Genomic DNA, 14,568 nt, shown 5'->3' with positions numbered 1-14,568 from the left:
TGTTATACCTCCTTAAAACAATTTCCGATTCACCACTTCGACCCAAAACGATGGTAAAGCAATAGTAGAATGAACCTTACGACTAAAAAACAAGCCATCTCTTTCAACGGCTTGTTGCGAAAATAATACTCTCATTAACTAACCTTCTCTTCTTGCTCAGACTCTTCCCAACCTTTACAAACATCCACCCATTCTTTTGCATATGAATAGCGATAAATCTCCTCATTTGTTAGTTCAATCGCTGAATTGGTGCTGCCGCATGCTGGGAAAAGAGTATCAAACCTTTTCATGGAAACATCAAGGTAAACATCTAGTTCATTTTTTAATCCGAATGGGCAAACTCCACCGATTGCATGGCCTGTTTGCTCCAGCACTTCTTCCGGAGTCAGCATTCTGGCCTTGAACCCAAAGGTATGACGAAATTTCTTGTTATCAATTTTCGCATCTCCGGCAGCGACAATCAAAAGGGCTTTTTCCCCTTCACCTCTAAAAGATAATGTTTTTGCAATGCGGGCTGGAATAACTCCAATTGTTTCGGCTGCTAAATCCACTGTTGCACTTGATGTGTCAAATTCCATCACATCTTGTTCTTTGTCCCATTGCCTGAAATGGGCTTTTACACTTTCGATTGACATCCTGTCCATCCTTTCCTAATTGTTATTATGGAAAATAATAACACACTTTAGTTAGGAAAAGCGAAAAGATGCTCCCTACCCAATCATTCCTAATATTCCTGCACATATACAATATTAATACCTGATTTGCCAATCCTTATCTTCTATTCTTTCTTTGTTCTGTTAAATCAATGCTTAGCTGTTTCATCCTTTGCTTCGTTAATGGATATAGAAAGACTAATAGTAAGAAAATCAATAGATAGATAACACCAGGTACGATGGTCGCCAATGCATAGATTCCTTCCAGGGTACCCTCTGTTTGTACTTCACGACCTGCTTCATAGCCTATGGCTGTAATCGCAATCCCGCCAATTCCACCAGCAATGGCTTGGCCAACTTTGCGGGCAAAGGAATAGAATGAATAAACCGTCCCATCTTCTCTTAATCCAGTTAATAATTCATGGTAATCGATGACGTCTGTAACAAATGCCCATATCATCGTATTAAAGAAGGCATATCCAAACATTCCAATAGCTGCTAACGCAATGTATTGAGTTGTAGATAAATTCGGCAGGAAGAATAAGAAAATATATACTACTGCTGCAAGTAACATACCTATTGAAGTTGTTTCCTTTTTACCGAATTTGTTCACTAACGGTTTTACTAAGGGAATGGCAATAAATACGGCTAAAGATTGAATGATTCCTACAATACTTAATGCTGCTGTATTGCTGAAGTAATCCTTAAACAAATAGACGTTTACTGAACCAATCAGCATTGTACTCATCATGAATATTAGTGATGCTCCTAGGATTGAAATTAATGGTTTGTTTTTTAATAGTCCTTTAATTGTTTGACCTAGCTTTGCTTTTGACTCATTTTCCTCTAGCACAATCCGTTCAGTCGTAAATTTATAACAAGCAAGGTAACACGCGTAAGATAAAATGCCAAAAATTACGGCTGCCATTAGAAATCCATCTGCACTTGCCTTATTGTCTGCAAATATTAATACAGGTCCAACTGCATTAATTATTAAACTTGCCAACATCGCACCCATCGTTCTGTACGTTGATAAAGATGTACGCTCAATTGGATCATTGGTTATGACTGAGGCCATTGAACCGTATGGAATATTAACCGTACTATATAACGTTCCCCATAGGATGTAAGTGACAAAAGCATACGCTTCATAAAACCCGTTTGACATTCCAGGGATATGAACGAACATTAATACTCCAGAAATGACGAGAGGAAATGACATTCTAAAAATCCAAGGTTTAAATTTACCATGTTTACTAGGTTTTCTAGTATCAATAAACCGTCCCCAGGTGACATCAGCAATGGCATCCCATAATCTTGCTACTAGAAAGAGAACTCCAACAAAAGCTGCACTAATCCCATAAATATCTGTATAATAAACCATTAAGAATGAGCTTACTAAAATAAAGAAGAAATCATTCCCGAAATCCCCAAACATATAGCCAATTTTATCTCTAAATCCAAATGGTCTAACCTTGTCATTTGAAGAGATCGTTTCAGGGTCTATCCTTTTTTGACTAGCACTTTGACTCATTTCAATCCCTCATTTCTTTCATTTAAAAAAAGATTATCATTTTTGCTCCAAACTATGTTGTCCTTCGATAAAACGAACTGTCCCTGTTTTTGCACGCATAACAACGGAGTGTGTTGTTCCAATTTTCCCTTTATATTGCACACCTCTTAAAAGCTCCCCATTGGTAACACCTGTTGCAGCAAAATAGGCATCATCGCCTTTTACAATATCATCCATTAGTAAAACTTTATTAAAATCGGTAATGCCCATTTTATTTAAACGAATTTTTTCTTCTTCTGTTTGTTGAATCAGCTTGCCTTGAAAGTCTCCACCCAAGCTCTTGAGTGCAGCTGCTGCTATTACACCTTCAGGAGCACCTCCAGAGCCAAGCATGATATCAACACCTGTATTATCAAATGCTGTATTAATTGCAGCAGCAATATCACCATCTTGCATCAGCTTAATTCTTGCTCCCGAATTACGGATTTCTTCAATCATTTTTTAATGTCTTTCTCGATCCAATATAGCCACAACTAGATCTTCGATGTTTTTATTTTTTGCTGCTGCAACGGCCTTTAAATTGTCAATGACAGGTGCATTAATATCAATTTTCCCTGCTGATTCAGGACCTACAGCAATCTTTTCCATATACATATCCGGAGCATGTAATAAATTTCCTCGCTCTGCAACCGCAATGACAGCAAGAGCATTCCAAGTACCTGCAGCAACAATATTCGTTCCCTCCAAAGGGTCTACAGCAATATCAACTTCTGTCCCATCACATGTTCCTAATTGTTCTCCAATATACAACATGGGCGCTTCATCCATTTCACCTTCCCCTATAACAACCGTCCCTTTTATCTGAATTGAATTAAACATTTCCCTCATAGCTTGTGTAGCTGCAGCATCCGCTTCTTCTTTCTTACCTCTGCCCAACCACCGTCCAGCAGCCAGTGCTGCAGCCTCCGTTACTCGAACAAGTTCCATTGATAAATTTCTATCCATTCTTAAAACCTCCATTTATTGTTAAAAATGATTTTCTCTTTTAATAAATTTATTCCATTGTTATTATTCTCGAATTCAATAATCTTGAATTCGAGATAAAATACAAAAAAATAATGTCTATCATCTTCTGATTTGTCCCCCCCACAACCTACTTTTATCTGCTCACGCAATAAAAATTTGTTTATATGTTTTATAACTAGGTAACTTTATGTAACCATAATATCTTTTTTAAATTTCGCTGTCAATTTATATGTGTCAAATTCGTGAACAAATATGAACAGATTCTATTTATTTGGTAATTTTGTTCCAGTAAATACTTTATTTTATTAACTGGTTTTGCTATTATAAACATATAGTTATTAAAAGTAACCAAGATATTATTAGGGGGTGTTTACGGATGGATACAGAAATTAAATTATGTAGTAAGGTTGAAGAGTGCTATCATATTATGGGCAAGAAATGGATTGGTTTAATTATCCACACATTAATGGAGGAACCAAAACGATTTAGTGAAATCCATTCCTTTATACCTGATTTAAGCAAAAGAGTGTTAAATGAACGGATGAAAGAGCTTGAGGATAATGGGATTGTGTTAAGAAATGTTATTGCAGACCGCCCGGTACGGACCGAATATTCATTAACCAGAAAAGGGACAGAACTCGGACGATCGCTCAAAGCTTTAGAGGAGTGGGCAGATAGATGGTTGTAAATAAATAGACCTCTTCATTTTATATGGAGAGGTCTTTACTATATTTAATACCTTTTCATTACTCACCATAGCTTTGAATTAAATTTGCGATATGAGCATAAGCTCCTCTAGCAAGTAAAGCGGATGTAACCAATACTGTTTCTGCAAGCTCTTCATTTGAACATCCAAGCTTTACTGCATTTTTCGTATGGACATCAATACAATATGGACATTGAGTAGCATGAGCAACTGCCACTGCAATCATCTCTTTAAACTTTCCGCTCAATTTTCCGTCCTTCAACGCTGTTCTACTAAACGCGGAGTAACTTCTAAAGCCTTCAGGAGCAAATTTATTTAATTTTATAAGTTTTTTAAGATTAGACCGTCGATAAAGGGTATCATCTGCTTCTGGGTCCATCGCATTATCTATATGTGTACTATGTGTTACAACTCCACCAGCTTCTACACCAGCTACAACAAAGACTGCTTCCACTAATTCTTCTAGAGAAGCTCCTTCTGCTTTTGCACGGCGTGTATGGGAATCAATACAATAAGGGCATTCCGTTACATGGGCAATTGCAACCGCTATAATTTCTTTTTCTTTTTTAGTAAGTGCCCCTTCTGTCATAACTGCCGCATTAAATTCTGAGAAAGCTTGCAGCTGTTCTGGTGCTAATTCTTTAAGTTTACTTAGGTTTTTTAGATTTTCTTTATCATATAAATGGTTAGTCATTGATAGGCACCCTTTCTTTATTTAAACATAACTACACATTAATCATTTCATTCATCTGGTCTTGGCCCTGGTTCCAGTCCGGAGTTTTCCGATGTCATAATTGGGATAATTTCTACATCACTATCTACTCGAACTTGACAAGATAGTCGTAAATTATCATCAATAATTCCCTTCTTACTAAAGGCATTTTTTTCAGTAGTTGTTTCGACGCAAAATTCACCGCTCATTATTTCTACTCTACAGGTTGTACATTTTGCTTTTCCTCCACATTGGTGGAGGATATTTACACCGTTGTCTTCTAATGCTAGTACCAGCTTTCTACCTTTTTCAACTTCAAAAGTTCCATATCCAGGAACTGTGATTCTCGGCATTTCTATTCCCCCCAAAAAATATAGATTGAATTTATTTTAAAGATTGATAATCCGATGAGATTCTTTAAGTTATGTCCGATTCAACATTAAATTCACTAGACTTGATTACCTCATGTTTTTTTGTATTTTAAGTATGCTATTCTAAATCCCTTCTTGTTCATCACCATCATTGCTTGAGGATGGTGTCGAGGGTGTTAATAATTATTTATTTGTATAGGTTGACCTGTCCGTGCGGATTGATATATAGCGAAAATGATTTTTAGTGGTTTTAATCCTTCTTCACCATTCACAAGCGGTTCTCTATCCTCTTGAATGGCATTGATCATATCGATAAACTGTAAACGATGGGAGGCACCATCAAGTGCTGCAGGGTCAACAGACGCATGATCAATATCTCCCCCATTATGATTTTCAATACCAGCTAAGTTGATAGCTTCCGTTTCATTATTTGGATTTCGTAGATAATGCTTTATTAATTGATTATTCTCAATCACAGCTGTACCATTTGTTCCGAAAATCTCCAACCGGGCTGACAAACCTGGATAAGCAGCTGTAGTTCCAACAATGGTTCCTAACCCGCCATTTTTGAATTTCACCGTGGCAACAGCTACATCCTCCACTTCAATTCCTTCATGAGCTAATATGGCTGTATGTGCGTAAACACTTTCCACCTCTCCCATGAAGTACTGAAATAAATCTATCGTATGAATGGCCTGATTGATTAATACGCCGCCTCCATTCATTTCCATTGTTCCCCGCCATTTACTAGTATCATAGTAGCTTTGAGGACGATACCAATTCACCGCGGCTTGACCAAGGACCATTTTTCCGAAACGCGCTGAATCGATATCCTCTTTAATCTTCACAGTTGATGCATCAAAGCGATGTTGAGAAATAACACTTAATTTAACATGATGTTCACGGCATACATCAATCATTTGCTGTGCTTTCTCAAGGGAAATATCCATTGGTTTTTCAACGATTACATGCTTTCCTGCCCGAGCAGCCTCTATTGCCATATCAGCATGAGTGCCGCTGGGTGTAATAATCGATACGATATCAATCTCTTTTCTCTTTAGCATTTCTTGATAATTTGTATACCAATCTGCACCTGCTTTTTCTGCAAGTGATTTTGCCTTTTCTTCCTTTCGGGAGTATACAGCAACCACTTTTGCTCCTTCAATTGCTGAAATTTGCTCATAATGCGTAGTACTAATTAGCCCATTTCCGACAATAGCGAACCCGAATACCTTTTTCATTTCAAACCGCTCTCCTTCAGACTAACTTCCTAATTAATTTCAGTATTATTATTTATAAACATTTATATTGAACAAAATAACCTATCAATTATTCTTTCCATAATTTTGGTATTATAAATATATGTATGTAAAAGACAAAAAGAAAGGCGCTCGGATATCCAAGCGCCTTTCTTTTGTCTACTTCATTATTGTACAGCTACTGGTGATAATTTCTTAGCAACTTCTTTTACTTTTTCTAATCCTTCAGCAATAATCGTTTCAGCTTGAGCCGGCATCATAGCATGTCCTTCAATGATAACTTCGTCTATGATTTCCATACCGAATACAGTGCCAACCACGTTTTTAATATAAGTTGCTGACATTTCCATTGGTGCTGCTTCCGGTGTTGAGTAAACGCCGCCGCGTGCACTTAGGATAATCGCTTTTTTGTGTGTCATTAATTGTACTGCTTGACCATTTTCGTCATATTTGAAAGTGAAACCAGCTTGGTAAACATAATCAATGAACGTTTGTAATGGTGCTGGGATTGTTAAGTTCCATAATGGGAATGCGAATACAACTAAGTCTGCTGCTGTAAGAGCATCCATCGCTTTTTGTTTTGCAGCTAGAAGACGTTTTTCTAAGTCAGTCATTTCCTCGCCAGATTCTAATTTACCAAAAGCGTTAAATAAATCTTGACCAAAATAAGGCATATCTTCAGCGAAAACATCGAAAGTTGTAACATTTGCACCTTCTAAGTTCTCCATAAAAGTTTCATACATTTTACTTGATACAGCCTCAGAAGCTGGACGATTATTTGCTTTAACTACTAATATATTCATTATATAAATCTCCTTTTTATCTTTAAATTTATTATTTCGAAATCAACTATCTCGAATTAATAATATATTAATCTAGTATTATTGTCAATGAAACTCACATAGTAGATATTTCCTGTTTTATATATTAAATAGCTAATGAAAAAGTCTGATGGAATAATCATCCCATAGAGACTTATGTAGTCATTCAACTCCATTGAGTAAATTACTATACTGGATATACTGTTTTATAATCTACAAGGATGACCAATTGATTTTCATAAGGTTGAAAATTTATTTTTGAAACAGATTTCTTTGTATAAATTTAAGCAGGTTCTGCATGAGTGCAAAAGGTCAAATGAATAAAAAAGCAATCAATATTTATTAAATAGTTTAACAAGGAGAGTTAATCTGTGAGAGGATAGAACCTTCGCACTATTATAAATTGAATAGACTATAGACCTTTTTACCTAATTTTTATGAAAAGTAAAAAAAACACAAAAAAACCTAAAAATTCCCCCCATCAGGCAGAACATTAAGAATTGTACAATTATTATATGAAAGCGTTATCTCCATAGTTCTTTTGCAGCACCTCAATTGAAAAGGAGGATAGGTGGCGAAAACAATTATTTTGCTTTTTAAATGATCATTTATAGAAGGAAAAGGGGCTAGTATGATGTCGAAATCGTCCAAATGGAAAAAGATTACGATTATGTTATTATCAGCGTTATTATTCGTACCACTCGTCATTCCTCAAGCGAGTGCAAACGAGGATGTAATCGTAAAGAATGTAGAGGCGAGAGCAAAGGCAATTTTAACGGTAGATGGCAAAGAATTTAAAGATTTAAATTCGGATGGAAAACTAGATAAATATGAAGACTGGAGATTACCAGTAGAAGCAAGGGTACAAGATTTACTAGGGCAAATGAGCACTGAAGAAAAAGCTGGTTTAATGCTCATTTCCTCACAGTTTATGCAGGGTGGTGGCTTTGGCACAACTAAATGCCCTCCAGAAGAAGGTACACTCCTTTGTGAAACAGATACATGGAGCGAAACAAATATGTGGGCAGAGCCTGGTGACCCGAATTATTTATTTGATGAGCCAGTGTTAGATGCATCTGCAGCGACAACAGGGATTCTTGATCGAAACTTGCGCTATTTCATCATTCGCGATAATCCAAAGGCTGATGTATTAGCACAATGGACAAACGAACTGCAGGAGAAAGCAGAAAGCTCAAGATTAGGAATTCCGGTCGTAATGACGTCTAATCCACGAAACCATATCAATAATAACTTGGCATTTGGGTTTGCGGAAGCAAGTGGAGTATTTTCAGTATGGCCTGGTGAACTTGGTTTAGCAGCAACAAGAGATGCTGAGTTGGTTAAGCAATTCGGTCAAATTGCTGCAAAAGAATGGAGAGCTTCTGGAATCCAAAAGGGTTATATGTATATGGCTGATATCATTACAGACCCTATCTGGGGTAGAACAAACGGAACATTTGGTGAGTCCCCTGAACTTGCAGCAGATATGATTTATGCGATTGTGAAAGGATTCCAAGGGGATCAATTAACTTCAAGCAGTGTTTCTTTAACAACGAAGCATTTCCCAGGCGGCGGAGCACGTGATGATGGGAAGGACCCACATTACTTAGATGGGAACTTTAATCCATATCCAACAGAGGGAAGCTTACTTAAGTACCATATCCCTCCGTTTAAAGCTGCTATTGAAGCAGGCACGACATCCATTATGCCTTACTATGCGTACCCAAACAATGAACATAGTGCACCAGGACAATTAGGCACTGATGAACCGTTCGAAGAAGTTGGTTTTTCTTATAATAAAGCGATTATTGGCACTCTATTACGTGACCAGCTCGGTTTCAAAGGCTATGTGAACACGGATACAGGTATTACAACTGCAATGCCTTGGGGTGTTGAAGATTTAACACGTGCCGAAAGGGTTGCATATGCATTAAAAGCTGGAGTGAATATTTTCTCTGGTGAAGCAGATCCTCAATATATTATTCAGGCAATCGCGGCTGAACCAGAATTAATCGACTATGTGGATGATTCAGTTAGATTCTTACTAACAGAAATGATGAAATTAGGATTGTTTGAAGATCCTTATGTGGATCCTGAAAATGCAGTTAAGGTTGCGTCTAATCCTGAATCTCAAAAACTTGCAGATGAAGCACACCGTAAATCAGTCGTTCTTTTACGTAATGACGAAAAACTACTCCCAATAAATAATGGCCAAATCAAAAAGGTTAAACTTTATGTGGAAGTATTCACAAGAAATAATGCAGCAGGCAGCTCTGATGCTTTAAGAAAAACGATTGCAAACTATGACAAGTCGATTCAGGTTGTCGATAATTTGGAGGAAGCAACACATGCATTAGTTTGGGTACATCCAAACAATACAACAGCAGATCCTTCTATTAAATTAGGACCTAAAACAGGAATTGCAAATGTAGACCGCATTGTAGAAATTCAAAAAACAGTTCCTACAATTACTGCGATTAACATGACAAACCCATGGTTAATTGATGAAATTGAACCAAATGCAGCAGCAGTAATCAGTACATTTGGAGTAAAAGCTGAAGCATTAGTTGATGTGATCCGTGGTAAATTTAATCCAACTGGAAAACTTCCTTTCACAATCCCTGCTGACGAAGAGGCAGTAGCGAATGAAAATGGGGACATTCCTGGATATGAAGAAGATCCATCTTATGTGTACAAAAACAAAGCTGGACAGGAGTATTGGTTTGGATTTGGTCTTTCCTACAATCAAGGGAAAGCGATAGGAAAACCTGATCATGCTGGCGAAACTGGAAAACCTGCTCATGCCGAAAAATCCTCAAAAAAATAAATTAGATAAAAATATATTTAAATTATTTGCAAATGCTAAATAGTTTGACCCAAATAAAAAAGTCTGGTGGAATGATTATCTCATCAGACTTTTTTATTTTCATTCAACTTAATAGAGTTAATTACTATATCGGATAAACCGTTTTATGATCAGCAAGTATCACCAATTTTTTTTCCTCGGGTCGAAAATATTGGAAGTGTCATAATAAAAAATTAAATTACTCTCCAGCCATTCCTTATTTACTGTGTATCGCGTACCTGCAGGATAAAGTTGAATCAAATTCTAACACTCCCTATTTAAAATTTTTTTCATTCTTCCAAAACAAAAAGTTGGAGTATATAACAGATTACTTCTGCTATATACTCCAACTCCTTCTTACTTAGAATTACCTTATGCTTGATATTTTTTAATCAAATCAACAAACGCATTGACGAATGATTGGAAGAATTGGACCGTTCCTTCATCTTTAATTTTACCGTTTTCATCAAATATAGCTGAAACATTGCCAATATATGCTTCCGGCTGTTGAAGGATTGGCATATTTAAGAAAACAAGAGATTGTCGTAAATGGTGGTTTGCATCAAATCCACTCAAATTACCAGGAGATTGGCTGATAATGGCTGCCGGTTTATTGTTCCATACACTGGCTCCATATGGCAACAGCTGTTGCAGAGGAAGTAAATAAGGGTTCCTGTTTAGTCCCGTTATTCTCCTTTATTATAAAAAAATTTATAAAAAGTGAACTTTCAAACAAATTTCCTACCTATTATTTCTTTGGGTTGTCATTAATATTCCTTAGAGTTATAAAGTGTTTTCTATGTAATAAAAAACTAATCGAAAGGCTCCGATTAGCTTTTTATATTGTATTAAAATTCTCATTCAATTATTAAGCAGCTCTTTTTAACTCATTAGAGTCCTTTTGGAAAATCAATTGACCAACTGATAATAGCTTGCTTCCATTGATTGCAAGATAAACTGCTATTGCTAGAAATGCTAAATCTAACTCATACCCTGCCATTTGACCATTGCCTAAAAAACCAATGGCTAATTTTACTTTTACGGTTGCTCCGATCATTAATAATGCAAACAAAGCTGCAACTAGTCTTGTTGCCAATCCAATGATTAATAGGATTCCCCCAATAATTTCGAGTAAAGCAACTCCATATGCCGTAACTCCTGGTAAACCAAGACTTTCAAACCAGCCTGCTGTGTTCTCTATTCCACCTTGAAACTTTACAACTCCATGAATAAAAAATATTGCTCCTAATGTAATTCGTAAAATAAGTGCTCCAATTTCATTTTTTAACATTTTCGTATTTCCCCCGTTAAATTATATTATTTCGTTATTAAATACTGTCGATACCAATTTGCTGCTGCTTCTACTTCTTGACTGGTTAATTGATGCCCTCTATTTTCCCAATGGAGTTCTACCTTCGCATTTGCCTTTTCTAATAAAGACTGAAGCTCTGTAGATTCCATAGGAGAACAAATGGGATCATTTGTCCCAGCTGCAATAAATACTGATTTCCCTGTTAAATCAGGAAGGTCAATTCCTTTTCGCGGCACCATTGGATGATGAAGAATTGCACCCTTTAATGCATGTTGATAGTGAAATAATAAACTAGCAGCAATATTTGCTCCATTTGAGTAACCTATTGCAAGAATATTATCGCGGTCAAAATCATACTTTTCAGCGGCTTCATCTAAAAACTCGTTTAATTCTTTTGTTCGAAAAATTAGATCTTCCTCATCAAAGATACCTTCTGCTAATCTGCGGAAAAATCGCGGCATTCCATTTTCTAATACATTCCCGCGAACACTTAATACATTTGCCTCGTCATCAATCATTCCTGCAAGTGGCAGTAGGTCTAATTCATTGCCTCCAGTGCCATGAAGCAGTAGCAACGTTGGTTTTGTCGAATTTTGTCCCTTATTGAATATGTGTTTCATAATATTAACTCCTTCCAGAACACTAACCGCTGCAGGCGGTAAGGCTCTTCTAATTTATTTTGGCCTTTCAATTTCAAAAATCTCCCCGATTTTAGCATAACTATGCCCAGCCAATCGGCTTACAGCGGCTAACCCCCTAGGATCAATTCTTCCCTTTTCATAGAGGTCACTTTCAATATGAAACTGAACAATTCTCCCTATAATAAGATCACATCCCGGTGAATCCAAACCGCCTAATTCAAGGGAATGCTCCAAAGAACATTCCATTCGAATTTTGGCTTCTTTTACACCTGGTACAGAAATTTTCACACTTTCTACTGGTGTTAATTTAGCTAACTCTATCTCACTCTCATTAGGAGGAAGACTTGCTGCTGTCTGATTGATTTTTTCAACATTCTGTTCATCTACTATGTGAATCACAAATTCTTTTGCCTCGATGATATTTCTTGCTGTATCTTTTTGCTTTCCCTTGTTACGTTGAATCGATAACGAAATCATCGGGGGATTTGACGAAACAATATTAAAATAACTGAAAGGTGCACCATTTAAAATTCCGTCTTCCGAAACTGTGGTAACAAATGCTACCGGCCTTGGAATAATACTGCCAATTAGTAATTTATAATTTTCTTTTTCTGATAATGAGGCTGGATCAAATGAAAGCAAAGAAATCATCCCTTTTCGTAAAATTATTCTAATTCCCTTACTTTAAATTGTAACAACCCGCGTTCAATTTGTCCTCTATGTGGTTCATACTGCGCAGGCAGCATTAGCTTTTCTCCCATGGTTCCTTGTGATTCATCATGGGCAAAGCCTGGAGGATCTGTTGCAATTTCAAATAAGATTTCTCCGTGTTCTCTAAAATAAATCGCATTGAAATAGTTCCGGTCCTGTACCGGAGTGACACCGTAACCATTGGCTGCAACATACTTTTGCCATTCCAATTGGTCCTGGTCATCACTAGCACGCCAAGCGATATGATGTACGGTACCCACACCCATTCGTCCGCGTCCAATTGACGTTAATTTTAGGTCAATGACATTACCAATATCAGCTGAAGAACGATAACGTGCAAATTCTCCTTCTTTTCCCACGAGTTCAAGGCCCATAACATTTTCTAACAAATCAGCCGTTTTATTAGGCTGAGTGGATAATAGAGTGGCTCCGCCAAACCCCTTGATGGCAACTTCTGGAGTTACTCCGCCAAAATTCCAATGATTCACTGATCCTTCTTCTCTCTCCACAATTTCAAGTTGAAGGCCATGTGGATCATCGAATTGCAAATATTGTTCGCCGAATCGTTCCGTCTTAGTAAAAGGGACTTTGAGCTTTTCTAATCTATTTTCCCAAAATTCCAGTGCACCTTTAGGAACAACATAGGAAGTTACTCCTACCTGACCACCACCGATTTTTCCTTGACGAGCTCCAGCCCAAGGGAAGAATGTGATGATGGTTCCAGGTTTTCCTCCTTCATCTCCGAAATAAAGGTGATACGTACCAGGATCATCAAAGTTTACCGTTTGTTTTACTAAGCGCAACCCTAAAACACCTGCATAAAAATCAACATTCTCCTGTGGATGACCTACAATCGCAGTGATATGATGAATCCCCATTGTTTTCTTACTCATTCTGAAACACTCCTTTATAAATTATGATGTCTATTTTCAAATTAAATTATTGATAATTATTATAAATAGAGATTCTCTGATTCGAGATATTTTAGAATAAAATTGCATCCAATGCATATTGCCCTGGCCCAATTAATGCTACGCCAATTACAACGGCAATGATTGTCAAATTATATTCATATCCATTTTGTGTTGACCAATAACCATTAGGAGCATGAACCTTAACAATTGCCATAACCATTGTAGCTGCAATCATGATTCCAGCAAGAGGAGTAAGGAGTCCTAAGGTAAATAATAAACCTCCAATTAATTCTGCCAGACCTGCCATGAGAGCCATTGTCACACCTGGTTTTAATCCGAGTGATTCCATCCAGCCTCCTGTACCCTTTAAACCGTAACCGCCAAACCAGCCAAATAATTTCTGTGCGCCGTGAGCCATAAATGACAGCCCAATCACTAACCTAATAATCATTAATCCAATACTCATCATTTTATTTTCCCCCTATTTTTGTATATCTTGATTTCGAGATATTGATTCAAAAAAATTTAACATTACACTCTGCGAATATCCCCAATTAAAATATACTTAATTGAAACATCTCTAATTCGAGATAATAATACATATTAACCATTTTGTCAATACCTTTTTAGTTCTAAACAATCCAGCAATATCATGGTCATTATTGAGCTTCTTCCATAAAGCTATGGCCTTCATCGAGTTGGAATACACGCATTTTACGTGGTAGGAAGCTTCGTATTTCTTCCTCATTAAACCCTACTTGTAATCTTTTTTCATCCAACATTAAGGGTCTTTTTAATATCCCTGGGTTTTCTTTTATGATCATATACAGTTCACGAAGTGAAAGTGAATCTATATTTACATTCAACTTTTGAAAAGTTTTTGACTTAGTAGAGATAATCTCATCTGTTCCATCTTCTGTATAGTGTAGAATATTCTTGATTTCATCTATTGTAAGCTTTTCAGAAAGGATATTTCTTTCTTTGTATGGTATCTGATGTTCCTGAAACCAAGATTTTGCCCTTCGGCATGAAGTACAACTAGGTGATACAAATAATGTAACCATTTCGCCACTCCCTCTTAATG

At 36.8% G+C, this 14,568-nt stretch carries 16 protein-coding genes and 1 pseudogene; 2 read left to right on the top strand and 15 right to left on the bottom strand.

The features are described from left to right. Positions 1-12: 12 nt before the first annotated feature. The 4 genes and pseudogenes from J2Y03_RS09395 to glpX all read right to left on the bottom strand — a co-directional run bounded on the left by J2Y03_RS09395 (position 13) and on the right by glpX (position 3,171). Positions 13-135 carry a hypothetical protein gene (locus J2Y03_RS09395; RefSeq protein ID WP_310193232.1) on the bottom strand — a complete coding sequence of 41 codons (123 nt, stop codon included), beginning with the start codon at positions 133-135 and terminating at the stop codon, positions 13-15. Continuing rightward, complete coding sequence (locus tag J2Y03_RS09390) at positions 135-635, bottom strand: YbaK/EbsC family protein (RefSeq protein ID WP_132096212.1); 501 nt, start codon at positions 633-635, stop codon at positions 135-137. The genes J2Y03_RS09395 and J2Y03_RS09390 overlap by 1 nt, the downstream gene beginning before the upstream one ends. A gap of 136 nt (positions 636-771) precedes the next feature. Further along, the gene (locus J2Y03_RS09385) at positions 772-2,187 is read right to left on the bottom strand and encodes an MFS transporter (protein ID WP_310193229.1); all 1,416 of its coding nucleotides are present in this window, start codon (positions 2,185-2,187) and stop codon (positions 772-774) included. Positions 2,188-2,223: 36 nt separating this feature from the next. Further along, a pseudogene (gene glpX, locus J2Y03_RS09380) lies at positions 2,224-3,171 on the bottom strand (class II fructose-bisphosphatase). Positions 3,172-3,568: 397 nt separating this feature from the next. On the opposite strand from glpX, the gene J2Y03_RS09375 reads away from it, so the two are divergent. After that, a complete protein-coding gene (locus J2Y03_RS09375) occupies positions 3,569-3,880 on the top strand; it encodes a winged helix-turn-helix transcriptional regulator (RefSeq protein WP_310193226.1) in 312 nt (103 codons plus the stop codon). A gap of 58 nt (positions 3,881-3,938) precedes the next feature. Here J2Y03_RS09375 and J2Y03_RS09370 read toward each other — a convergent pair whose 3' ends face one another. The 4 genes from J2Y03_RS09370 to J2Y03_RS09355 all read right to left on the bottom strand — a co-directional run bounded on the left by J2Y03_RS09370 (position 3,939) and on the right by J2Y03_RS09355 (position 7,043). Continuing rightward, positions 3,939-4,592 carry a carboxymuconolactone decarboxylase family protein gene (locus tag J2Y03_RS09370; protein WP_310193223.1) on the bottom strand — a complete coding sequence of 218 codons (654 nt, stop codon included), beginning with the start codon at positions 4,590-4,592 and terminating at the stop codon, positions 3,939-3,941. Positions 4,593-4,639: 47 nt separating this feature from the next. Continuing rightward, positions 4,640-4,963, bottom strand: coding sequence for a 2Fe-2S iron-sulfur cluster-binding protein (locus tag J2Y03_RS09365; protein WP_310193220.1), 324 nt, complete (start codon positions 4,961-4,963; stop codon positions 4,640-4,642). Between the two features lie 194 nt (positions 4,964-5,157). Continuing rightward, positions 5,158-6,222 carry a Gfo/Idh/MocA family protein gene (locus J2Y03_RS09360; RefSeq protein ID WP_310193218.1) on the bottom strand — a complete coding sequence of 355 codons (1,065 nt, stop codon included), beginning with the start codon at positions 6,220-6,222 and terminating at the stop codon, positions 5,158-5,160. Between the two features lie 185 nt (positions 6,223-6,407). Beyond that, entirely contained in the window at positions 6,408-7,043 is a 636-nt protein-coding gene (locus tag J2Y03_RS09355; protein ID WP_310193215.1) for an FMN-dependent NADH-azoreductase, read from the bottom strand. Between the two features lie 652 nt (positions 7,044-7,695). On the opposite strand from J2Y03_RS09355, the gene J2Y03_RS09350 reads away from it, so the two are divergent. Next, positions 7,696-9,888, top strand: a complete 2,193-nt coding sequence (locus tag J2Y03_RS09350) for a glycoside hydrolase family 3 protein (protein ID WP_310193212.1) — start codon at positions 7,696-7,698, stop codon at positions 9,886-9,888. A 390-nt stretch (positions 9,889-10,278) separates the two neighbouring features. Here the strand turns inward: J2Y03_RS09350 and J2Y03_RS09345 are convergent, their stop codons facing one another. From J2Y03_RS09345 to spxA, 7 genes are all read right to left on the bottom strand, one after another. Then, positions 10,279-10,548, bottom strand: coding sequence for an NADPH-dependent FMN reductase (locus J2Y03_RS09345; RefSeq protein WP_310193209.1), 270 nt, complete (start codon positions 10,546-10,548; stop codon positions 10,279-10,281). 226 nt (positions 10,549-10,774) lie between these two features. Further along, positions 10,775-11,197 (bottom strand): DoxX family protein, encoded by a 423-nt coding sequence (locus J2Y03_RS09340; protein WP_310193207.1) that lies wholly within the window; start codon positions 11,195-11,197, stop codon positions 10,775-10,777. Between the two features lie 26 nt (positions 11,198-11,223). After that, the gene (locus J2Y03_RS09335) at positions 11,224-11,838 is read right to left on the bottom strand and encodes an alpha/beta hydrolase (protein WP_310193206.1); all 615 of its coding nucleotides are present in this window, start codon (positions 11,836-11,838) and stop codon (positions 11,224-11,226) included. A gap of 54 nt (positions 11,839-11,892) precedes the next feature. Next, positions 11,893-12,501 (bottom strand): flavin reductase family protein, encoded by a 609-nt coding sequence (locus tag J2Y03_RS09330; RefSeq protein WP_310193203.1) that lies wholly within the window; start codon positions 12,499-12,501, stop codon positions 11,893-11,895. 23 nt (positions 12,502-12,524) lie between these two features. After that, complete coding sequence (locus J2Y03_RS09325; protein WP_310193202.1) at positions 12,525-13,463, bottom strand: ring-cleaving dioxygenase; 939 nt, start codon at positions 13,461-13,463, stop codon at positions 12,525-12,527. Between the two features lie 91 nt (positions 13,464-13,554). After that, positions 13,555-13,953, bottom strand: coding sequence for a DoxX family protein (locus J2Y03_RS09320; RefSeq protein WP_310193201.1), 399 nt, complete (start codon positions 13,951-13,953; stop codon positions 13,555-13,557). Positions 13,954-14,143: 190 nt separating this feature from the next. Next, a complete protein-coding gene (spxA, locus tag J2Y03_RS09315) occupies positions 14,144-14,548 on the bottom strand; it encodes a transcriptional regulator SpxA (RefSeq protein WP_310193199.1) in 405 nt (134 codons plus the stop codon). Positions 14,549-14,568: the final 20 nt, after the last annotated feature.

The sequence above is a fragment of the Neobacillus niacini genome, from assembly GCF_031457145.1.
Classification (GTDB): domain Bacteria; phylum Bacillota; class Bacilli; order Bacillales; family Cytobacillaceae; genus Neobacillus; species Neobacillus niacini_J.
Note: the sequence above shows the minus strand (reverse complement) of the source record. Positions and strands in the feature narration are given on the sequence as shown.

Excerpts from the sequence above, each read along its gene's own strand:
- J2Y03_RS09395 (WP_310193232.1), bottom strand. The coding sequence starts at position 135 with ATGAGAGTATTATTTTCGCAACAAGCCGTTGAAAGAGATGGCTTGTTT.
- J2Y03_RS09390 (WP_132096212.1), bottom strand. The coding sequence starts at position 635 with ATGTCAATCGAAAGTGTAAAAGCCCATTTCAGGCAATGGGACAAAGAA.
- J2Y03_RS09385 (WP_310193229.1), bottom strand. The coding sequence starts at position 2,187 with ATGAGTCAAAGTGCTAGTCAAAAAAGGATAGACCCTGAAACGATCTCT.
- J2Y03_RS09375 (WP_310193226.1), top strand. The coding sequence starts at position 3,569 with ATGGATACAGAAATTAAATTATGTAGTAAGGTTGAAGAGTGCTATCAT.
- J2Y03_RS09370 (WP_310193223.1), bottom strand. The coding sequence starts at position 4,592 with ATGACTAACCATTTATATGATAAAGAAAATCTAAAAAACCTAAGTAAA.
- J2Y03_RS09365 (WP_310193220.1), bottom strand. The coding sequence starts at position 4,963 with ATGCCGAGAATCACAGTTCCTGGATATGGAACTTTTGAAGTTGAAAAA.
- J2Y03_RS09360 (WP_310193218.1), bottom strand. The coding sequence starts at position 6,222 with ATGAAAAAGGTATTCGGGTTCGCTATTGTCGGAAATGGGCTAATTAGT.
- J2Y03_RS09355 (WP_310193215.1), bottom strand. The coding sequence starts at position 7,043 with ATGAATATATTAGTAGTTAAAGCAAATAATCGTCCAGCTTCTGAGGCT.
- J2Y03_RS09350 (WP_310193212.1), top strand. The coding sequence starts at position 7,696 with ATGTCGAAATCGTCCAAATGGAAAAAGATTACGATTATGTTATTATCA.
- J2Y03_RS09340 (WP_310193207.1), bottom strand. The coding sequence starts at position 11,197 with ATGTTAAAAAATGAAATTGGAGCACTTATTTTACGAATTACATTAGGA.
- J2Y03_RS09335 (WP_310193206.1), bottom strand. The coding sequence starts at position 11,838 with ATGAAACACATATTCAATAAGGGACAAAATTCGACAAAACCAACGTTG.
- J2Y03_RS09325 (WP_310193202.1), bottom strand. The coding sequence starts at position 13,463 with ATGAGTAAGAAAACAATGGGGATTCATCATATCACTGCGATTGTAGGT.
- J2Y03_RS09320 (WP_310193201.1), bottom strand. The coding sequence starts at position 13,953 with ATGATGAGTATTGGATTAATGATTATTAGGTTAGTGATTGGGCTGTCA.
- spxA (WP_310193199.1), bottom strand. The coding sequence starts at position 14,548 with ATGGTTACATTATTTGTATCACCTAGTTGTACTTCATGCCGAAGGGCA.